The organism is Pontimicrobium sp. IMCC45349, assembly GCF_047219225.1.
Taxonomy (GTDB): Bacteria; Bacteroidota; Bacteroidia; order Flavobacteriales; family Flavobacteriaceae; genus IMCC45349.
On record NZ_CP178208.1, the window covers coordinates 3,059,772 to 3,080,251 of the forward strand.

At 30.1% G+C, this 20,480-nt stretch carries 20 protein-coding genes; 8 read left to right on the forward strand and 12 right to left on the reverse strand.

Translation table 11 applies throughout. From position 1 onward, the window contains the following. Positions 1 to 21 precede the first annotated feature (21 nt). Entirely contained in the window at positions 22 to 1,401 is a 1,380-nt protein-coding gene (locus ACLII3_RS14180; RefSeq protein ID WP_412984912.1) for a choice-of-anchor L domain-containing protein, read from the forward strand. A gap of 10 nt (positions 1,402 to 1,411) precedes the next feature. Here the strand turns inward: ACLII3_RS14180 and ACLII3_RS14185 are convergent, their stop codons facing one another. From ACLII3_RS14185 to ACLII3_RS14200, 4 genes are all read right to left on the reverse strand, one after another. Then, positions 1,412 to 1,783 carry a VOC family protein gene (locus ACLII3_RS14185; RefSeq protein ID WP_412984913.1) on the reverse strand — a complete coding sequence of 124 codons (372 nt, stop codon included), beginning with the start codon at positions 1,781 to 1,783 and terminating at the stop codon, positions 1,412 to 1,414. 12 nt (positions 1,784 to 1,795) lie between these two features. After that, positions 1,796 to 2,734, reverse strand: a complete 939-nt coding sequence (locus ACLII3_RS14190; RefSeq protein ID WP_412984915.1) for a hypothetical protein — start codon at positions 2,732 to 2,734, stop codon at positions 1,796 to 1,798. Between the two features lie 128 nt (positions 2,735 to 2,862). Next, positions 2,863 to 3,339: a hypothetical protein gene (locus ACLII3_RS14195; protein WP_412984917.1), complete on the reverse strand. Its 477-nt coding sequence runs from the start codon at positions 3,337 to 3,339 to the stop codon at positions 2,863 to 2,865. Between the two features lie 115 nt (positions 3,340 to 3,454). Next, positions 3,455 to 4,291, reverse strand: coding sequence for a UDP-2,3-diacylglucosamine diphosphatase (locus ACLII3_RS14200; protein WP_412984918.1), 837 nt, complete (start codon positions 4,289 to 4,291; stop codon positions 3,455 to 3,457). Positions 4,292 to 4,487: 196 nt separating this feature from the next. Here ACLII3_RS14200 and aroC point away from each other — a divergent pair, with 196 nt between their 5' ends. From aroC to ACLII3_RS14230, 6 genes are read left to right on the forward strand one after another with little or no spacing between them, the layout of a single operon-like run. After that, the gene (gene aroC, locus ACLII3_RS14205) at positions 4,488 to 5,552 is read left to right on the forward strand and encodes a chorismate synthase (RefSeq protein ID WP_412984920.1); all 1,065 of its coding nucleotides are present in this window, start codon (positions 4,488 to 4,490) and stop codon (positions 5,550 to 5,552) included. A 24-nt stretch (positions 5,553 to 5,576) separates the two neighbouring features. Next, entirely contained in the window at positions 5,577 to 6,902 is a 1,326-nt protein-coding gene (locus tag ACLII3_RS14210) for a dicarboxylate/amino acid:cation symporter (RefSeq protein WP_412984922.1), read from the forward strand. 44 nt (positions 6,903 to 6,946) lie between these two features. Then, positions 6,947 to 7,984 (forward strand): glutathione synthase, encoded by a 1,038-nt coding sequence (gene gshB, locus ACLII3_RS14215; RefSeq protein ID WP_412984924.1) that lies wholly within the window; start codon positions 6,947 to 6,949, stop codon positions 7,982 to 7,984. 10 nt (positions 7,985 to 7,994) lie between these two features. Next, entirely contained in the window at positions 7,995 to 8,324 is a 330-nt protein-coding gene (locus ACLII3_RS14220) for a hypothetical protein (RefSeq protein ID WP_412984926.1), read from the forward strand. Between the two features lie 3 nt (positions 8,325 to 8,327). Continuing rightward, entirely contained in the window at positions 8,328 to 9,161 is an 834-nt protein-coding gene (locus ACLII3_RS14225; protein WP_412984928.1) for an N-formylglutamate amidohydrolase, read from the forward strand. A gap of 10 nt (positions 9,162 to 9,171) precedes the next feature. After that, positions 9,172 to 10,329 (forward strand): flavohemoglobin expression-modulating QEGLA motif protein, encoded by a 1,158-nt coding sequence (locus ACLII3_RS14230; RefSeq protein WP_412984930.1) that lies wholly within the window; start codon positions 9,172 to 9,174, stop codon positions 10,327 to 10,329. Between the two features lie 141 nt (positions 10,330 to 10,470). On the opposite strand, the gene ACLII3_RS14235 is transcribed toward ACLII3_RS14230, so the two are convergent. The 3 genes from ACLII3_RS14235 to ACLII3_RS14245 form a co-directional block, all read right to left on the reverse strand. Further along, positions 10,471 to 12,390, reverse strand: a complete 1,920-nt coding sequence (locus tag ACLII3_RS14235) for a mucoidy inhibitor MuiA family protein (protein WP_412984932.1) — start codon at positions 12,388 to 12,390, stop codon at positions 10,471 to 10,473. A gap of 309 nt (positions 12,391 to 12,699) precedes the next feature. Beyond that, the gene (locus tag ACLII3_RS14240; protein WP_412984934.1) at positions 12,700 to 13,116 is read right to left on the reverse strand and encodes a thiol-disulfide oxidoreductase DCC family protein; all 417 of its coding nucleotides are present in this window, start codon (positions 13,114 to 13,116) and stop codon (positions 12,700 to 12,702) included. Between the two features lie 53 nt (positions 13,117 to 13,169). Next, complete coding sequence (locus ACLII3_RS14245) at positions 13,170 to 15,338, reverse strand: endonuclease MutS2 (RefSeq protein WP_412984936.1); 2,169 nt, start codon at positions 15,336 to 15,338, stop codon at positions 13,170 to 13,172. A 232-nt stretch (positions 15,339 to 15,570) separates the two neighbouring features. On the opposite strand from ACLII3_RS14245, the gene ACLII3_RS14250 reads away from it, so the two are divergent. After that, entirely contained in the window at positions 15,571 to 16,239 is a 669-nt protein-coding gene (locus ACLII3_RS14250) for a uracil-DNA glycosylase (protein WP_412984938.1), read from the forward strand. 271 nt (positions 16,240 to 16,510) lie between these two features. Here ACLII3_RS14250 and ACLII3_RS14255 read toward each other — a convergent pair whose 3' ends face one another. From ACLII3_RS14255 to ACLII3_RS14275, 5 genes are read right to left on the reverse strand one after another with little or no spacing between them, the layout of a single operon-like run. Beyond that, a complete protein-coding gene (locus tag ACLII3_RS14255; RefSeq protein ID WP_412984940.1) occupies positions 16,511 to 17,365 on the reverse strand; it encodes a substrate-binding domain-containing protein in 855 nt (284 codons plus the stop codon). A 6-nt stretch (positions 17,366 to 17,371) separates the two neighbouring features. Then, positions 17,372 to 18,238: a nucleoside phosphorylase gene (locus tag ACLII3_RS14260; protein WP_412984942.1), complete on the reverse strand. Its 867-nt coding sequence runs from the start codon at positions 18,236 to 18,238 to the stop codon at positions 17,372 to 17,374. Further along, on the reverse strand, positions 18,228 to 19,166 hold the full coding sequence (locus ACLII3_RS14265) for a DUF1835 domain-containing protein (protein ID WP_412984944.1): 939 nt from the start codon (positions 19,164 to 19,166) through the stop codon (positions 18,228 to 18,230). The genes ACLII3_RS14260 and ACLII3_RS14265 overlap by 11 nt, the downstream gene beginning before the upstream one ends. Then, the gene (locus tag ACLII3_RS14270; RefSeq protein ID WP_412984946.1) at positions 19,166 to 19,495 is read right to left on the reverse strand and encodes a translation initiation factor; all 330 of its coding nucleotides are present in this window, start codon (positions 19,493 to 19,495) and stop codon (positions 19,166 to 19,168) included. Before ACLII3_RS14270 ends, ACLII3_RS14265 begins: the two co-directional genes overlap by 1 nt. Continuing rightward, a complete protein-coding gene (locus ACLII3_RS14275) occupies positions 19,495 to 20,445 on the reverse strand; it encodes an isopenicillin N synthase family dioxygenase (protein WP_412984948.1) in 951 nt (316 codons plus the stop codon). The genes ACLII3_RS14270 and ACLII3_RS14275 overlap by 1 nt, the downstream gene beginning before the upstream one ends. Between the last annotated feature and the right edge of the window lie 35 nt (positions 20,446 to 20,480).

A 20,480-nucleotide genomic window follows, 5' to 3' on the forward strand; every position in this document is an offset into this window, starting at 1 on the left:
TTAGTAGTCAAATTATTGACTATGAAAAGATTATTACTTTTAAGCTTATTAATATTCCCAATACAGCTTACATTTTCTCAAGTTGTTATTGATCAAAATGTGGCTATTAACGATTTAATTCCAAATGTATTGATAGGAAATCCAAATTTTCCAGCTTCAAATTATATAGTTACTGGAAGCAATAATTTTGAAACTATCCATAGTATTGGCGCATTTACATCAAGTAATGTAGATTTTCCTTTTGAGCAAGGACTAGTTTTATCAACAGGCAACATTTTAAGTGTTCCTGGAGCTAACACTTCAATTATTTCTGAAGGTTCTAACTCTTGGCCAGGAGATGTTGATTTAGAGGCTGCAACATCTATGGCGACTACTTTAAACGCTTCTTCAGTTTCGTTTGATTTTATTGCTGATGTAAGTGAAATAAGTTTAGATTTTATTTTCGCCTCGGAAGAGTATGGTGGTTTTGAATGTACTTTTCCTGATACATTTGCTTTTCTTATTACAGATTTAACGACAGGAATTACTGAAAATATAGCTCTTGTGCCAAATACAAATACAGCTATTTCAATTTTAACAGTAAGAGGTGGTGATAATGCAGGTTGTGATGCACAAAATGAAACCTATTTTGAGCGCTATAATTATGTTACAACAAATACTGATATTCCTCATATTGATGCAAATAATTCACCAATAAACTTTAATGGACAAACAGTACCTTTTGTGTTAGTTAAAGATTTAGTTATTGGTAATCCTTATAATATTAAAATAGTTGTTGGTGATGCTTCTGATACGCTTTATGATTCAGCTATATTTGTTAGAAATAGTTCTTTTGGAGCCTATCCAGTTATGGAGCAAGAACCTAGTGATTTAGTAGTTGAAGATACTAATGATGATGGTGTTGAGAATTTTAATCTGAGAATGAATGAATCGCAAATGTTAGGAAGTGTAAATACTACCATTTATAGTTTTGATTTTTCTTATCATGTGACAGTAGAAGATGCTGTGTCTGGAGTAAACTCAATAAGTAATCCTGAAGTATATCAAAACACTAGTGAGTTAGAAAATATTTATGTTAGAATGGCAAATTCCTATACAGGAACTGCTATTACAAATGATTTTAGAATTACAACGGATGCTTCGTTATTAAGTACATCTCAATTTGATTTACAAAATTTAAAAGTATATCCAAATCCTGTAGTAGACAAACTGACTATAGAATCTGGAGGTGCAATAATTCAAAACCTAGCTATTTATAATATTAGTGGACAGCGTGTTTATGAGCAATTAAATAAAAATTCAAACTCGATTTTGATTGATTTTTCAAGTTATAGCAAAGGAACTTATTTTTTAAAACTAGAAACTGAAGCTGGTAGTGTTTTTAAGCGTATTGTTAAATAAGTTAAATTAACTAAACATGTTGATCAATTAATACAGGGTTACCATCTGGATCTGTTAAAACAATACTAGCTGGTCCAGTAGAATTTTCATCAGCTTGACTATCTAATGTAATACCTTGTGATTTAAGTTTAGATTGAATTTCTCTAACATCTTCAAAAGCCTCTAGTTTGTTAGCATTTTCATCCCAACCAGGATTAAAGGTGATAATATTTTTTTCAAACATGCCTTGAAACAAACCTATTAATGAATTGCCGTTTTTCATTATTAAATAATTCATACTTAAATCTCCACCAAAAACGGTAAACCCAAGTTTCTCATAAAAAGCCTTTGACTTTTCTATATCTTTTACTGTAAGACTTATTGAAAAAGCACCTAATTTCATAATGTAGTTTTTTTAGTTATTAATAATAGATTTTAAAGATATGCTATAAATCCTGCTTAAACCATTTTCGTAACTATTAATGCTATTTATGAAATCATTAATGTTGTTATGGTTATTCTTTTTAATATTGCTTCTTCTGCTAGTAAAATATAAGGTGTTTGTTGTATAATCAATAAAAGGGCAGTAATCCATAGATTTAGAGTTGACTTTATCTCCAAGGTTTATTGCTTGTTGCCAATTGTTAGCTGTATCTTTATAACTAATATACATGTCTCCGCTACCTAATCCGTCTTTTCGGTTGTAGCCACTAAATATAATATAAGACTCATCAGGAGCAATAAATGAATTGAATTCATAACCATTAGAGTTAATAGAACTACTCATAGATTCAGGTTTAGAATAACTTCCATTTATCCATTTGCTAACAAATATGTTATCCTTTTCGGTTTTAGCCAAAGCATCAGACGTAAAATATAAGTTGTTGTTATTTGCTATGGATGGGTAAAATTCATTGTTTTTAGTATTTATAGGGCTTCCCATATTTATAGGAGCACTCCAATTACTATTAATGGTTGTTCTAGTAACATACCAAATGTCGTAATCTTTTAATTTATCGTCTGTATTCTCTAAGGGTCTATTAGAAACAAAGTATAGTTTTAAACCATCTTGACTTAAAAATGGTTCTAAATCACCAAACTTACCATTAGAAAAAGATGCTAATTGTGGGTTTTGCCAATTGCCATTTATGTTTTCAACTCTTAGAATAACAGATAGTTCTTCTAATGGACTTTGAGCAGTTAAATATGCTTCTTTACCATTAGATGAGATTGTAAAATCTCTAACTTTTTCAAACTCTGTTAATGAAGTTAACACGTGTTCAACAGATGATTGACCAAAGCTGCTTTGAGTATTTAAGAGTACTACGAATAATAAGAGTATAACAGGTTTCATATAGTTACAATTGGTTAATAGTTTTCAAAATAAAGGTAAAATATAAGTACTGCAACTAATTAACATTTAGTTAGCAAAAACAAAAACGCCACCTCAATGAGGTGGCGTTTTTTATATTATTGTATTTATTAAAATTGATATCTAATTCCTAATGCAATATCAAAATCTAAATCATCATTTAAATCTCCAAACCCTAGTTCTGGTCTAAAATCTAGCGATAATAATAACGGAATGTCAAAGTTGTATTCTATTCCAATATCACCAGCAATAAAAAGTGAAGTGTCACTGTCTATATCGTCATTATCAAAACTGTAAGAGGCTAAACCTCCACCAGCACCAGCATACCAGTTAAAGTTACCATCTAGTTGCCATATCCATTGGTATAAACCTGTAACACGTATAGCACTATAATCATCTTTATCTCTCCATCCTAATCCAAATTCTAAGCGATTGTTATCACCAATACCTCTTTGATATGATACTTCTGCACCAAAACCATCACTATCACCTAATCTTAATCCAATAGCATTGTCAGCAATTTCTTGTGCGTTGGATGTAAACACAAATCCTATGATTGTCAAAGACAATAAAAATACTTTTTTCATATATAATTGTTTTAAATATCTATACTTAAGACACAAATAACTGCAAAAAGTTACAATTAAAAAACTATTTGTTTTGTATTAGTAACGTTTTAAATGGAATAATATTGAAGAAAAATTATTTACCTTGATCTATAATGGTAATCGCTGCAATTAAATCTTGATGATTAATTTCCTTTAATTCTTCGTCAACACTAAAAGCTTGAAGCTTGTCTTGATTATATGTATAAATTTTCCAACGTTTAAATTGGTATTCTAAAGCAGTAAAGTTTTCAACCCAATCTCCAGAATTTAGGTAAGTTGTAGAGCCATGTTTATTACTGATACGCTCCATTTTTGGTTGATGAATATGCCCGCAAATTACGTAGTCAAAATCATTTTCAATAGCTAGTTCAGAAGCTACTTTTTCAAAATCACTTATATATTTTACAGCAGATTTCACACTGTTTTTTATTTTTTTAGATAAAGAGTACTTCTCTTTACCAATTAATTCTAGCCACCAATTGGTAAATCTATTTATAAGAATGAGCATATCATAACCATAACCTCCAAGTTTAGCAAGCCATTTTGCATTTTGAATAGAAGAGTCAAATACATCACCATGGAATATCCAAGCCTTTTTGTTGTCTAACTCAAAAACCAATTTATCCACAATAGAAATATTTCCGATAGAGATATTGCTAAACTTTCTAAGCATTTCATCATGATTTCCTGTAATGTAAATTACTTCAACGCCATTAGCAGCCATATCCATAATTTTTTTAATGACCTTCATATGTGTAGCAGGAAAGTAACGTTTACTAAACTGCCAAATATCAATAATGTCACCGTTTAAGATTAGCTTTTTTGGTTCAATACTATTTAAATAAGAAAGTAATTCTTTAGCATGACAACCATAAGTGCCTAAATGCACATCAGAAATTATCGCGACTTCAAGTTTTCGTTTTAACCTCAAGGAATATGTTTTTATTTAAATACAAATTAATATGATATATATTAATAAGGAGTTACCAACCAGTTAATTAACTGGAGTGTTAGTGTTAAGTTTATGTTATTGATAATGATTAAACGTTTTTGATAAAAATGATCGTAATTTTTGTTTTAATAATAATACTTATACATTAGCAATACTAAATTTAAATAATGCTTTTATGGCTGGAAATTCCTTTGGAAATATTTTTAAGCTTACAACTTTTGGAGAATCTCATGGAGTAGCAATTGGTGGCGTAGTTGATGGTTGTCCTGCGGGAATAGAAATTGATTTTGAGGCTATTCAAAATGAAATGAATAGACGCAAGCCTGGTCAATCTAGTATAGTAACTCAGCGTAAGGAACCTGATACTGTCAAGTTTTTATCTGGAATATTTGAAGGTAAAACTACAGGAACTTCAATAGGGTTTATTATTGAGAATGCTAATCAAAAATCTAAGGACTATTCACATATTAAAGATGTGTATAGACCTAGTCATGCTGATTATACTTATAGTCAAAAGTATGGTGTGAGAGATTATAGAGGCGGAGGACGTAGTTCTGCTAGAGAAACAGCATGTAGAGTAGTAGCTGGTGCATTAGCAAAGCAATTTTTAAATCAGATTAAAATTAATGCATTTACATCATCTGTTGGAGATATATTTATAGATAAACCATATCAGACATTAGATTTTTCTAAAACAGAAGAAAATATTGTAAGGTGTCCAGATGAAGCATCAGCCGAAAAAATGATTTCTAGAATTAAGGAAATTAGAAAAGCAGGTGACACTATTGGAGGCACAGTAACTTGTGTGATTCAAAATGTCCCAGTTGGGTTAGGAGAACCTGTGTTTGATAGATTGCATGCCGAACTAGGAAAGGCTATGCTATCTATTAATGCTGTAAAAGGTTTTGAATATGGTAGTGGATTTTGTGGTGCAAAAATGAAAGGAAGTGAACATAATGACGCTTTTAATGCTGATGGTACTACAAAAACTAATTTATCAGGAGGTATTCAAGGTGGTATAAGCAATGGTATGGATATTTATTTTAGAGTGGCATTTAAACCTGTTGCTACCATTATGCAAATGCAAGAAACAATTGATAAAGATGGCAATATTGTAGAAATGCATGGTAAAGGTCGTCATGATCCTTGTGTGGTACCAAGAGCAATTCCTATTGTAGAAGCAATGGCTGCTCTAGTTATTGCAGATTATTTGCTTTTAAATAAATTATCAAAAATATAACCACTAACTAAACAACGTAGATTAATGAAAAAAATGGCTTTACACTGGAAAATCTTAATAGGCATGCTATTAGGATTAGTATTTGGATTTGTTATGCTTAATGTATCTGGAGGTGCTGAGTTTGTTTCCGATTGGATTAAACCTTTAGGAACCATATTTGTAAAGCTTCTTAAGCTAATTGCAATACCTTTAATTTTAGCATCACTTATAAAAGGAATTTCAGATTTAAAGGATATTTCTAAGTTTGCTAATATTGGTATTCGTACCATTGGTATATACATTTTTACTACAATAGTTGCTATAACAATAGGATTAGTACTTGTAAATACTTTTCAGCCAGGAGATGGTGTGTCTGAAGAAACCATAGCTAAACTTACTGAAACCTATGCTAGCGACAGTAGTGTGCAAGCTAAGATTTCTGAAGCTAATAAGCAGCAAAGTAGTGGGCCATTACAGTTTTTAGTCGATATGGTTCCTGATAATGCTTTTAAGGCCATGAGCGAAAATAAAAATATGTTGCAAGTAATTTTCTTTGCTATATTTTTAGGTATATCTATGTTACTTATTGGTGAAAAGAAGGCAGAACCATTAAAAAACTTTTTCGATTCTTTAAATGAAGTAGTTTTAAAGATGGTCGATTTGATTATGCTTACAGCTCCTTATGCTGTTTTTGCTTTATTAGCCAATGTAGTTGTTTCTTCTGGTGATCCAGATTTATTATATGCTTTGTTATACTATTCTGGCGTAGTAGTTTCTGGTTTATTACTAATGGTAGTTTTCTATGTTTTAGTAGTATCTGTAGTTACAAAAAAGAATCCATTTTGGTTTTTAAAACAAATAAGTCCTGCACAATTACTAGCATTTTCAACAAGTAGTAGTGCAGCAACATTACCTGTTACAATGGAGCGTGTTGAAGAGCATATTGGTGTAGATAAAGAGGTGTCAAGTTTTGTATTACCAGTTGGTGCTACTATAAATATGGATGGTACAAGTTTATATCAAGCAGTTGCTGCGGTTTTTATATCTCAAGCACTAGGTTTTGATTTAACTTTTTCAGACCAATTAATGATTGTAATGACAGCATTATTAGCTTCAATTGGTAGTGCAGCAGTACCTGGAGCAGGAATGGTTATGCTAGTTATTGTTTTAGAATCTATTGGTTTTCCAGCTGATAAGTTAGCTATAGGATTAGCATTAATTTTTGCAGTTGATAGACCACTTGATATGTGTCGTACAGTAATAAATGTTACAGGTGATGCTACTGTTTCTATGATTGTAGCAAAGTCTGTTGGGAAGCTGGGTAATCCAGTCGTAAAAAATTGGGATGACCATTATGATGAAGTAAAATAATTTTTATAAATTTATTTTACACTAATCAACCAAATTTTATTGCTATGAATATTTGTTTTATAATGTATCCTTGGGAAGAGATTGACGCCGAACATGATACAAGTTTAGCATTAATTAAAGAATGCGTAAAACGTGGCCATGGAGTAGCTATGTGTACTCCTGCTAATTTAACTATTCGTAATAGTGTTACATGTGCTTATTGTACTGTAATTGGACGAATGGATAAAACACCTTCATCTTTAAAAGCTTTTTATAAAAAAGCACAGTTAAGAGAAGAAATGTTACCACTTGCTGGCTTTGATGTTATCTTTTTTAGAGCAAACCCTCCTTTAGATCCTATCATGCTTAACTTTTTAGATTCAGTAAAAGATGATGTGTTCATCATGAACTCATTACAAGGCATGAGAGAAGCAAATAATAAGTTATATACAGCTGCTTTTGGTGATGCACATAGTAATATTATTCCAGCTACACATGTATCTAAAAGTAAGAAGCATTTGTTAAAGCAAATTAAAGAGTCTACTGCAGACAAGATGATTTTAAAACCTCTTAATGGTTTTGGAGGTTCTGGAGTCATTTTAATTGAAAGGTCTGCAATGAGTAATATTAACTCGCTGTTAGATTTCTATATTAATAGTTCTGATGGTACTTCTAATTATGTGATTTTGCAAGATTATATTGAAGGTGCTGACCAAGGTGATGTTAGAATTTTATTACTTAATGGAGAACCAGTTGGTGCTATGAAGCGAGTTCCTGGTAGTGATGACCATAGATCTAATGTGTCTGCAGGAGGAAGTATTCAAAAACATTCATTAAGTAAAGAAGAAAAAGCTTTATGTAAACAAATAGGACCAAAATTAGTTAACGATGGTTTATATTTTGTTGGCATAGATGTAATTGGAGGAAAATTAGTTGAAGTTAATGTAATGTCACCAGGAGGCATCACTTATATAAATAAAGTTTACAAACCAAAAGTTAAGATTGAAGAAAAGGTTATAGACTTTGTAGAGAGTAAAGTACAAGATAAATTGCAAGCTTTTGATAGACGTATGCGTTTACGTAAAACGGTTGAAGAAGCATAAAAAATATATTATGGGAGCAACGCATTGGACCAAAGACGAATTAGTTGCTTATATACTTTTATATACAGCACATTCAAATTTAGAAGAATCAAACCAAGAAAAAAATATAATAATTTCAAAGGTAGATATGAATACCTTTCAAAAAGTGCATGATGAGTTTGATGCAGATAATGATTATCAAAGTCTGCAAAAAATTATTAAAGGGTTAAAAGAACACAACTATTCACAAGAAGATTTAACCGATTTATTTACTGATATTAAAAGTTTGTTTCTTTCTGATGGCAATTATGATGCTATAGAAAAAAACATGTACATGTACTTAAAGAAGATTCTTAGTTAAATTATGATTAGACTTTCTGTAGAAGAAATAATTAATAAAATTCAAAATGAAGAAGTATTTCACGCTGTAACTTCAGATTATTCTTTTACATTAAAAATTGATGAGTATGTACCATATGTTTGTGGTGCTGTACATGATGGACATCAATTTAGAAAAGAACTTTGGGATAATTGTTTACATACTGAATATGACAGATGGTATGAAGAAGATCCTGAAACGAAAAATATGGTAATTTCACATCCAATTGTAATTGCTGGATGTGACTCTAGGTTTGAATATGATTTAAACAGATTTCCAGAGGATGCAGTGTTTGAAACTGCTTGGGGAAAGCAATTATGGAAATCGCCTTTAGACGAAAAGCAAAAACAAAAAAGTCTTAAAAAGCATGAAACTTTTTATAAAGTTGTAGAAGCGTTAATTGCTAAAATAGAATCTAAGTTTGGAGTTGCTATTGTATACGATATGCATAGCTATAATTGGCAACGATGGGATAGAGAAGTACCAACATGGAATTTAGGTACTAAAAATATAGACAATGAGCGTTTTGGAGAAGCTATTGAAGCTTGGAGGCAAAGTCTTTCTGAAATAGAATTACCAAATAACATAAAATCTACAGCTGCTATAAATAATACGTTTTATGGCAATGGTTATTTTTTGCGTTTTATTACCAATAACTTTAAAAATACATTAGTTTTGGCAACCGAAATTGCTAAGGTTTATTGTGATGAGTATAACCAAGTCAATTACCCCGAAGTTGTGAGTGCAGTTGAAAAGCAATTAAAGACAAGATTAGTTGCACATGCCAACGATTTTATAAAAAAACATAAGCCAAATTAGTAAGGTTATAATGAAGTTAGAAAACACTGTGGCTACAAAAGCATTATTTGAAATAGATGAATATATAGACAAGTTAGTTAAGAAGATTGAACTGCTTAGCTATGTAAATCCTTTAAATATAGAGGCAGAGAAAGAAAAGTTCTTTGCATCAAAATATCTAACAGATCCTAACTTTGTTTATCCTCAAATAGATTTTGATAAGTTTAAACTCCATCGTGAGTTTTTTTCTATGCAAATAGAATTAATAGATGATGTTAGGTTAAAGAATCTTTACGAAGAAATAATTTACTTTTATTCTGGTTTAATACAATGTATTGAAACTATTGGTGATGGTAAAAAGTTTTATTACAATAGTTTACATTCGTTTGGAACACCAACCGAAAAAGATGTAGAGAATGCCAAATTCATTTTGCATTTTGAAAAGAATCTAGAGGCAGAACATTTTAAACCGAAGTATTCAGCTAGTGAAACTGAAGAAAAATTTAGAGATTTTTCAAAGCGATATGATTTTAGTTATCAGATAAAATACTCTGAAACAATGGGCGCAATTGCTATGGTTTTAAATAATATTCAAACCTTAGTAATTAACACTAATCATACGTTTAGCGAAAATGAAATAGGTGTACTTTGTAACCATGAAATAGGTGTGCATATGGTTACAACAATGAATGGTTTATTACATCCTTTAAAAATATTTTCTCATGGGTTTCCAAGTAATGTTGAAACTCAAGAAGGATTAGCTGTTTTTAGTGAATATATGTCTGGTAATTTAACTGTAAAACGATTAAAAGAGTTAGCTTATAGAGTTATTGCTGTAGATAGTTTGGCTAAAGGTTATTCTTTTTCAAAAACGTTTAGATTGCTTCATAATAATTACGATTTAGAGCGAGAGGAAGCTTTTTATATTACTACCAGAGCACATAGAGGAGGAGGGTTTACAAAAGATTATCTTTATTTAACAGGTCTTAAAAAAGTATATGATTACTATCAAGAAGGTAAAAATATAGATTTGTTATTGACAGGAAAAGTGTCTTTAGATTATGTTGATGATATTAATTATCTAATTGATAATGGGTATGCAGTAAAACCTAAGCATATAACAGATTCTTTTTCAGAGAATAAAAATACCGATAAAACCATTGATTTTATTTTGCAGAGTTTAAAATAACCTTAAAGTAAAACACAATCTACCAAACTTTTTATTTGATACTTCTAAATGCTTAGACATAACATTTAGAGGAATTTGATTCGTTCCTAGCTAACAGAAGCTAGGGTCAAACTAATTGTGCTTTACCTTAAGGTGTGCTGCTTATAGGTTTATGCGTTTATATTTTGGATATTTAAGCAAATAGCTAAAACTATATTTCTTGTTTGCATTGGTGCTTAGGTTTATATTCCATTCTAACAAACCAGTTTTGTCATTATATTTTGCATTTCCTGTAATAATATCGTCAACTTTAATTTCTTTATTTTCACTTTTTGGAATTCTATCCATAAGTACTAAAACAATATCTGTTTGCTTATTGTTTTTTACCTCTATTTCATAAGCTTTATTAATAATTCGGTTATTACCTAAAAACTGCTTGCTTTTAAAATTATCTAGTTTTTTACGCTTAACAACTACATTTGGGTCTACACCTAGCGAAACTGTTAAGCTATCTTTAGTAGATTGTGGGTTAATGTTAGTTTTACCAGCATATGCACCTTCAAAATATATGTTTGCTTCTCCTGGTAATAAGTTGTATTGTGACCAATTTCCAAATTTAGCAGTTAAGAATACATTTTCATTTATTATTGGTGCAGCATAATACGAAAAGTCTGCAGGTACATTAATATCGTTGATTTTGATAACTGTTAAATCTCCATTGGATTGAATACTATGCTTTTTTTGAATTTCAAATTGCGTATTTGTTATACCTTCTTCTATAATATCTCCTGTACTTGTATAAACATAAGGGTCTTCATATGGTTCATCGTCAAATTCTTCTCTATCCATCATTTCTCTAACTTTATTTGAATTTGCTTTAGCATTTGTATATGCATTAGTTTGTTTCATTGAATAGGCGACAATCACAACTTCTTCTAATTGATTATCTGGAAATAAACTTAAATTTATAGTGCTAGAATGAATAGGAATTAATTCACTTTTATACCCAACATACGAGAACTCTAATGCATCACCTTCATTAATTTTAATAGAATAATTACCATCAAAATCTGTGGTAGTACCATTTGTTGTGCCTTTAACAATTACAGATGCTCCTAGTAATGGTAAGCCAGATTCGTCGGTTACAGTACCACTTACAGTTTTTATATATGGATTGTATTTGTAGTTATAGTTCTTGGTTGCAGTATTACTTTTATAGTTACTATATTTACTTATAAAATTAAGGTATTTTGGGTTTAAATTTGGTTTTATATTATTGGTATTAGGGTCGCTTGTAGATAGTGTTACTTTAACATCATTCCAGTCTTGTCCTGTGTTTTGATAAACATTTGCCTTGTACGTTAAATTCAATGGTTTGTTAATTGTTTTTGCTTTTAAATCGTATACAGGAAACCAACCAGCTTCTGTAACATTATATTTAAGTGTAAGATTGAGTTTGGTTGCTATTTCTGAATTAAGTTTAATTGTAATTTCACCTGTTTGAACCTTTTCGGTAACATTAAGTTCTTTAAGCTGTAAGTTAATGTCGATAATATCATTGTTGTAAGCTGTTTTTTTCTTTTCAGCTTTATGAATTTCATTTTTCACCTCAGTAAGTCTAGTTCTATAATATATCGCAAATGCCTTTACTTTTTCTAAGTTCACATTTTCTGTTTCATTTCCTAATCGTTTATTAGCCTGAATTAGACTTAACTCTTCCTTATAGCCAAGTATAAGGTTGTCTTGTATACTTATTTTATCTTTTAAGTTTTCTATTTGAGCTTTTAGAGTAGCAATCTCTTCTGTATTTTGTCTTTTGTCTAAATAATTTATACCATAATTAATTGAGAGTAATGATGCTTGTTGTAAACCGGATATTTGTATACTACTTTCTTGAATGTTTGGAGAAAGATTATTAAATGTATATTCTGTTGTTCCAATTGGTACAATTATCTCAGTACTTCTAGAGATTTGTGCACCATTTAAATATACAGTGACATCATTTAATTTGCTATCAATTTTGTTATTAGTAGAGAAGAGTAGTGAAGTGCATAATAATGTAAATAGAAGTAATAGTCTCATGGTTATGTTTTTAATGTTGATTAAAATTACTAACCATATAAAATGTTTAAAATTGATAATTAGTTAACTATGCATTTAAGTGAGTAAACTTGCATTTGTGATTAGGGAAATATTTTACAGTTCATAGATTAAATCTGCAAGAATTATTTTTTTAACAAAAAATAAGACGCTTTAACGATAATATGTTTAATCAAGTTACTGACTTGTATATATTTACAATAGCCAACATAAATGTGCTAACAAATAAAAAATTTGTTTTCGTTAGTGTTAAATGTAAATAAAAAAGCCTTGAATTAGTTCAAGGCTTTTTTATTCTAAAAATTTAGCTTTCAATTCTGGTGTTGGAATCATACAAGCTTCTTTTTTTCCGTACCATTTATATCTGTTTTTAGCTATAAAATCATAAACCCAATTTCTAATAAATGTAGGGATGATAATAAACACGCTAAGTATATTGGTTGAAAATCCTAGAGTAGCTGCAACTTTTAATGCAGCTGTAGATTTACTATATAGTTTGTTGTTTGTATAAAGTAATATAGAGTCAGTCTTTTCAGTATCTATATTAAACTCTTTAATTATTTGTTGCCCAATAGTTCCTTGTAAAGGTGCAAATAGATAGATGTTTTTCTTATCTTTTTTAATAACAAACTGTACAGAGGAATTACAAAGATTGCAAACACCATCAAAGAGTATAAGTTTTTTATGTTTGGGAATTTCTATATTCACACTATAAAGGTAATAAGAACTAATTAATTAGTGTTTAAGTAATTACTGAACTTCTATTTTTTGGCTTCAACTAAATCTAATAAATCAATATTAACATTTGTGGTAAATAATCCATAATTTACAATTGCCTTATTTTTTTCTATTTTATCAATAGTCCCAACAGCACGTCCATCTTCCATTCGTACACGATCACCAATTTTTAAAACAGCCTTTGGTTTTGGTGGTTGTAAAGCAGCTTTCTTTTTGGCTTCTTTTTTCTTTTCTCTAATTACTTCAACCTTTTTCTCAACCTCTTTTTTTACTTGCTGTTCTTTTGCTTTTTTAGCTTTTTTCTCTTTTACTGTTATCTTTTTGCGTTTAGAATTTTCTATTTGAACAATTTTAAAAAGTTCAGACATTAAATCACGCTTACGTTTATTTTCAAAGTATTTCTCAGCTAAATCATTTACTTTTTGCCCAAGATATATTAAGCGTTGATTGCTATCATAAAGTTCTTGATAGTTTTCTAATTTACGTTGTACCTTGTTATTTATTTCTTCGAGCTTATCTGCTTCACTTTGTTTTTTCTGCTCATTCACTTTAAGCGAACGTTCAGTTTTTTCAAGTTTTGAACGCTCTTTTTGAAGTTTGGCTATGGTTCTATCAAACCTTACTTTACCACGTTCAATTTTCTTTTTAGCTTTATTTATTAAACTATATGGAATTCCGTTTTTTTGAGCTACTTCAAATGTAAATGAACTACCTGCTTGTCCTAAAACTAGTTTGTAAATAGGTTTCAGTGTACGTTCATCAAAAAGCATATTTGCATTTTGAATGTGTGGTAGCTCATTAGCTAGAATTTTTAAGTTAGTATAATGTGTTGTTATTATACCAAAAGCACCTCTTTCATAGAATACTTCTAAAAATGTTTCGGCCAATGCACCACCTAATTCTGGGTCACTTCCAGTACCAAATTCATCAATTAAAAAAAGTGTTTTATCATTACATTTTTTTAAGAAGTAATTCATTTGTTTTAGTCTATAGCTATATGTACTTAAATGATTTTCTATAGACTGATTATCCCCAATATCACTTAAAACACGATCAAAAAGACAAACTTTACTGCGCTCGTGAACAGGAATTAACATACCACTTTGTAGCATTACTTGTAATAAACCTACAGTTTTTAATGTGATACTTTTTCCTCCAGCATTAGGTCCAGAAATTACGATGATTCTGCTTTCGGGTTCTAACTTTATAGTTTGAGGAAATGTTTGTTCTCCTTTTTCTTTATTATTTAAATAGAGCAGTGGGTGATAAGCATCTCTCAAGTAAATATGTCTATTAGTAACTATTTCTGGCAGAATACCATTTATTGATTGCGCGTATTTAGCTTTTGCAGAAACAACATCAATTTGGGTTAAAAACTCTTGATACGCAGCTAAAAGTGGTTTGAAATCTCTAACAAAGTTTGTTAGCTCTTTTAAAATTTTTGTTATTTCTTCCTTTTCTTCGTATTCAAGGTTGTTAAGTTCCCTATGGAACTGTAAAGTAGCTTCTGGCTCAATATAAACAATGCTTCCAGTTTTACTAGAACCAAGTATAGCACCTTTTACCTTGCGTCTATACATGGCTTTAACAGCTAATACACGTCTGTTTTCAATAACAGTTTCTCTAATTTCATCAAGATAATCAGAACTGCTATAGGATTGTAATGCAGATGAAAAACTAGAATGTATTTTAGATTTTAAACTATTAATTGATCTTCTTAAACTAAAAAGCGTATCGCTAGCATCGTCCTTAATTTCTCCAAACCTATTGATAATAGCGTTTATTCTATCAGAAATAATAGTGGTAACTTCAATTTGCGATGCTTCATTGTGGAGTGTTGGATAATACTCTTCAAATTTTTTAAAAAATAGAATAAGCTCATTTGCAGTAATAGACAAAGATGCAATTCTTCTAAAACTTTCAATTTCAAGAAATGTATTTTCAATTCTTAATAATTTTAAGTCTTCAGTAATTTCGTTGAAATTATGATTAGGAATACTGTTATCATTATCAAATGAAGAAATATATTCATTTACTAAATTTAGCGCATACAAAGTGCTTTCTTCATCATTAAAAGGTAGCGTCTTTAAAATTGCTAACTTACCTAATGATGTAGAACAAAGCGTTGATATTTGTTCCAGAACAATATCAAATTCTAAATCTTGTAAAGTTTTTTTATGAATATTAATCATTACTACATTTGCTTTTTTGCAACTGCAAAGGTAAATTTTTAATGCTTAATTTTCTTTTCTATTTCTTCTTTTTGTTTTTTGGAGTCGGCAGTTTGATTAATGCTTCTGAATAGAAGAATAAAATTGAGAATTATTAGACCTACAATAATTATTATAAAAAGCATTAATTGTTATTATTTTATACTTTTATGACACTAAAAACTAGATTAGTCACTTATTTAATTTGAAAAAGATGGATGTAAAAATTGATGACAGTTGGAAGAATATATTATATGATGAATTTAAAAAACCGTATTTCAATAAGTTAGTGGATTTTGTGAAAAATGAGTATGAAAGTAATACGTGTTATCCAGAAGGTAAAAATATTTTTTCAGCTTTTGATTTTTGTAAGTTTAATGATATTAAAGTGGTTATTATTGGACAAGATCCATATCATGGTATAGGACAAGCTAACGGATTGAGTTTTTCGGTAAGTGATAATATAGCGCATCCACCTTCATTAATTAATATTTTTAAAGAAATTGAACAAGACTTGGGAGTTGCATATCCAAAAAGTGGAAATTTAGAGCGTTGGGCTAAACAAGGTGTATTACTTTTAAATGCTACTTTAACAGTTAGAGCTCATGAAGCAGGTAGTCATCAAGGTAAAGGTTGGGAAACATTTACTGATGCTGTAATTAAAAAAATATCAGAAGAAAAGAATGATATCGTATTTTTACTTTGGGGAGGATTTGCCAAAAAGAAATCTAAATTAATAGATGCCAATAAACATCATATTTTACAAAGTGGTCATCCTTCACCATTGAGTGCAAATAGAGGTTATTGGTTTGGAAATAAACACTTTAGTAGAGCTAACTTCCAGTTGCAGCAAGTTGGGGTGGAAGCTGTTGACTGGTCTTAATAGACTTACCTTTCTTTCTAATAATCAAAGGCTTTTTAGATTTTTTTTCTCTTACAACTTTATTAGAACTAAACTTTAATAATAAAAAATTAATAGCCACTAAAATTGCTAAGATTATAGTAATTGTTGTTGTCATATATTGACTTGGGTTAATTAATAGCAATTTCAATGTACTAATAATTTGTTAAAACTAAAAATTTAACTCATATTTTGTCAATTTGAAGTGTTTGTTTTTCAGTTGATTATACTGAAAAGTCCGATGAAATGTATCTTAAAAGTGATGCACTAAATCTTTATAATTCCATTTTTCAGGAATAATATTTAAGGCAAAAAGTTGATTTTGAACTTTATTAATAGTCTTCTCGCTAATATTCTCCTGAGACCATTGTGTAAGAGATAACCACTCTTGAACATCTTCTAGTTTTTGTTCATATCTGTTAGCAATTGTCTTGTCAATACTTGGAATATCTTTAAACTCTGAAGTTGTTTCATTAATAATATCAAGTATTGTTTTTAGAGTTTCTTCTTCATTAGTTATAAAATCCTCTCTAACTGCAATTACAAAACAAGGCCAAGGAGTAGGGCAATTACCAATACGTCTAAAAGTATTATTATCTACAAAAGGTTTAGTGGTGAATTTTTCCCACATAAAATAATCAGCATCGTTATTTGTTAGTCCTTTAACTGCGCCATCTAAACTATTAATAACCTCAAATTGTAGATCGTTTTCTAGATTCCAATCATTATTTTCGGCATTAATATACGCCATAAGATGAGAACCAGAGCCAAACCTACTAATAGCAGCTCTAGTACCTCTTATGTCATTTATGTTATGAAAATTAGAATCATGCGCAACATGAATTCCCCAAATTAGTGGTGATTTAACAAATACTTGTACAATTTTACATTTATTACCTGCAATAATATCTTTTATAATTCCTTCGGTTAATATTACAGCCAAGTCAATGTCTCCGTCACGTAGAGCTTTACACATTTGCCCTGTACCTCCAAAATAATCCTTCCATCTAAGGTTAATATTCTTTTCTTTATAAGAACCTTCTTTTAGAGTTAAGTACCAAGCAAGGTTAAAATGCTCTGGAACACCACCAATTTTTACATTTTTCATATACTATTAAACTAGTTTGTCTAGTGTATAAGTTATTAGTTTTTCTACTGTAAGCTTAGGATTTTCACTAAAAGTACCATTAGCTCTATTTGCTATAATAGCATTTAATGAACAAGCATTATGACCTAAAAGTTTTGAAAGACCATAAATCACAGAAGTTTCCATTTCGAAATTCGTGATTCGAGTGCCCTCAAAATTAAAGTTGTCCATTTTTGTATTTAGACTTGGGTTTTGAAGTGGCAACCTTAAAACTCTACCTTGTGGTCCATAAAATCCACCAGCAGTAGCTGTTACTCCTTTATATACTTTATCACTTTCTAGTAATGCTTCTAACGAAGCACTGTTGTCAATAAAAATTGGCTTTGCTTTTTCACTACTCCAATTAGTATGTTCTATAAAAGCTTTTTCAATTTTTGGTCTTCTAATATCATCAATTTGATAGAAGTGTAACATTCCATTTAAATCAAGTCCATGAGAGCTTAAAACAAAAGAGTCCACGGGAACATCAGCTTGTAATGACCCTGAAGTTCCAACTCTTACAATATTAAGCGACTTTAATGTTTCTTTTGGTTGTCTTGTTTCTAAATCGATGTTTACCAAGGCATCTAATTCATTAAGTACAATATCTATATTATCAGGGCCAATTCCAGTAGACAATACAGTTAAACGCTTGCCTTTATAGGTTCCTGTTTGTGTTTTAAATTCTCTTTTTTGAATTGAAAACTCTATAGAGTCGAAGTGTTTGGTTATCTTTTCAACTCTGTCTTGATCTCCAACAAATATTATGGTGTCTGCTATATGTTCAGGCTTAAGGCTTAAGTGGTAAACACTACCATCTGGATTTAGTATAAGCTCAGATTCTTTAATAGGCATTTATTATAGTTTTTATAAGTTTATTTTCTTTTTTATTGAATTGAAAGTCTAAACGATTTACTCCTCCATAAGCGAGGTCATTATTTAATTCAACTGAAAAGTTATGTTTATTAAGTAGTACTTCGTGACCTTTTCTATTCAATTTTATTTGTTCATCTGTTTCGTTGTAGAACATTGACAATTTATCAATCATTCTTTTAATTTGTAAATCTCCAAAGCCATAATAACCTTGATAATTTAAAATATAACCAAGAAGATGATGTCTTGATTTTACTGTGTTTGAATTTATGGTTTCAAGAATATGTAATTCTAATCTTCCTAAGCCATTTTGTGAGTCTGGAAAACGTTTTAAATGTGCTTTTAAACAGCTGTTTAAGTATTTAAAAGAAGATGTTTCAACAATAAAAGGTTTTAATAGATTATGATTTTTACCACAATAAATTCCCCACAAAGTGGTAGCCATCTCAATATCTGACTTACTTAGTAAAACTTTATTTTTTAAATGAAGTAATAACTCGTCATCATTTAATTCTGAAAGACCTTTTAATTCTTTTTCTCCCTTAACACGACCACTACAAACTAGGTACAAAGGCTTATTAATGCCTTTTTGTTTAAGTAAACTAATAACTGCAATAAGGTTTATGTGGCAAAATAAGTCGTATTCAAACCAAAGGATAATCTTATTGTAATTTTGAGTATTGTTTAGTTTGTCTATCTCATTTTTAAATTCGTATTCGTCTATTTCAATATTATAGTAGCTTTCTAAAAACGTTTTTCGCATTGAAAGGAATTCTGTTGAGTCGATAGTTTCATGGGTAGGACCTTCACATAGCATTTCTTGCCATGTTAAAAAATCACCAGAAACATTAAGTTCATTCAACCTTTCAGTTAAATTACTACCATTAGTAATATTTAGGACGTTATTCATTAACCACCAACACGTTTTACGTTAAAACCCTTGTCTTTTAAAATGGTCATTATTTTATCACGATAATCACCTTGAATAATTACTTTATCGTCTTTAAAGCTACCACCAACACTTAATTTAGTTTTTAATTCTTTAGCTAAAGCCTTAAAATCTTCGGTAGCACCAGTATAGCCTTCAATAATAGTAATTGGCTTCCCTTTTCGCTTTTCATACTTGCATATTAAGGGATCGTCTTGCATCCAAATATCTGATTCGTTAGTATTGCTAACTTGAGGTTCACTTGGTACGTGATCAGGAAATAAATTCTTAAGTTGATCTTGTAAATCCATTATTTTTTAATCAATCCAAGTTCAATTAAACGCTGATTTAAAAATTCTCCAGCAGTAATATCATCGAATTGCTTTGGATTATTTTCATCTACACAACCTTCTAATACATCAAGCTTCATTTCGCTAATAGGATGCATAAAAAATGGGATTGAATATCTAGAAGTTCCCCAAAGTTCTCTTGGAGGATTTACAACACGATGGATTGTAGATTTTAATTTATTATTTGAATGTCTTGATAACATGTCTCCAACATTAATCATTAATTCGTCTGGTTGTGCAATAGCATCATGCCAAACACCATCGTTGTCTTGTACTTGTAAACCTTTACCTTGAGCTCCCATTAATAACGTAATTAAGTTAATGTCGCCATGTGCTGCAGCACGAACAGCATCATTAGGTTCGTTTGTAATTGGAGGATAATGAATTGGTCTTAAAATACTATTACCATTGTGGATATAATTATCAAAATAAGTTTCTTCAATTCCTAAATGTAAAGCTAAAGCTCTTAATACATATTTTGCTGTTTTTTCTAGCATCCTGTATGTTTGCTTACCTACTTCATTAAATTTAGGCAACTCTTCAACTTCGACATTTTTTGGGTATTCTTCTTCTAAAGCAGGATTATTCTCTACGTATTGCCCAAAATGCCAAAACTCTTTTAAATCACCTTCTTTTTTACCTTTTGCACTTTCTTTACCAAAAGACACATAGCCTCTTTGGCCTCCAATTCCTGGAATTTCATATTTCTGCTTTGTTTCAACTGGTAAATCAAAAAAGTTCTTTACTTCAGTATATAAGCTGTCTACAAGTTTATCGTCTAAAAAATGACCTTTTAACGCTACAAAACCAATTTCTTCGTACGCTTTTCCAATCTCATTAATAAATTTCTGTTTTCTAGTTGCATCTCCCGAAAGGAAATCTTCTAGATTTACACTAGGTATTTTACTCATTGTTTTGTGTTTTTTATTTTTAAGTCGAAATACAA

Bases quoted from the DNA above. Each gene is read 5' to 3' on its own strand.
- ACLII3_RS14180 (WP_412984912.1), top strand. From the start codon at position 22: ATGAAAAGATTATTACTTTTAAGCTTATTAATATTCCCAATACAGCTT.
- ACLII3_RS14185 (WP_412984913.1), bottom strand. From the start codon at position 1,783: ATGAAATTAGGTGCTTTTTCAATAAGTCTTACAGTAAAAGATATAGAA.
- ACLII3_RS14190 (WP_412984915.1), bottom strand. From the start codon at position 2,734: ATGAAACCTGTTATACTCTTATTATTCGTAGTACTCTTAAATACTCAA.
- ACLII3_RS14195 (WP_412984917.1), bottom strand. From the start codon at position 3,339: ATGAAAAAAGTATTTTTATTGTCTTTGACAATCATAGGATTTGTGTTT.
- aroC (WP_412984920.1), top strand. From the start codon at position 4,488: ATGGCTGGAAATTCCTTTGGAAATATTTTTAAGCTTACAACTTTTGGA.
- ACLII3_RS14210 (WP_412984922.1), top strand. From the start codon at position 5,577: ATGAAAAAAATGGCTTTACACTGGAAAATCTTAATAGGCATGCTATTA.
- gshB (WP_412984924.1), top strand. From the start codon at position 6,947: ATGAATATTTGTTTTATAATGTATCCTTGGGAAGAGATTGACGCCGAA.
- ACLII3_RS14220 (WP_412984926.1), top strand. From the start codon at position 7,995: ATGGGAGCAACGCATTGGACCAAAGACGAATTAGTTGCTTATATACTT.
- ACLII3_RS14225 (WP_412984928.1), top strand. From the start codon at position 8,328: ATGATTAGACTTTCTGTAGAAGAAATAATTAATAAAATTCAAAATGAA.
- ACLII3_RS14230 (WP_412984930.1), top strand. From the start codon at position 9,172: ATGAAGTTAGAAAACACTGTGGCTACAAAAGCATTATTTGAAATAGAT.
- ACLII3_RS14235 (WP_412984932.1), bottom strand. From the start codon at position 12,390: ATGAGACTATTACTTCTATTTACATTATTATGCACTTCACTACTCTTC.
- ACLII3_RS14245 (WP_412984936.1), bottom strand. From the start codon at position 15,338: ATGATTAATATTCATAAAAAAACTTTACAAGATTTAGAATTTGATATT.
- ACLII3_RS14250 (WP_412984938.1), top strand. From the start codon at position 15,571: ATGGATGTAAAAATTGATGACAGTTGGAAGAATATATTATATGATGAA.
- ACLII3_RS14255 (WP_412984940.1), bottom strand. From the start codon at position 17,365: ATGAAAAATGTAAAAATTGGTGGTGTTCCAGAGCATTTTAACCTTGCT.
- ACLII3_RS14260 (WP_412984942.1), bottom strand. From the start codon at position 18,238: ATGCCTATTAAAGAATCTGAGCTTATACTAAATCCAGATGGTAGTGTT.
- ACLII3_RS14265 (WP_412984944.1), bottom strand. From the start codon at position 19,166: ATGAATAACGTCCTAAATATTACTAATGGTAGTAATTTAACTGAAAGG.
- ACLII3_RS14270 (WP_412984946.1), bottom strand. From the start codon at position 19,495: ATGGATTTACAAGATCAACTTAAGAATTTATTTCCTGATCACGTACCA.
- ACLII3_RS14275 (WP_412984948.1), bottom strand. From the start codon at position 20,445: ATGAGTAAAATACCTAGTGTAAATCTAGAAGATTTCCTTTCGGGAGAT.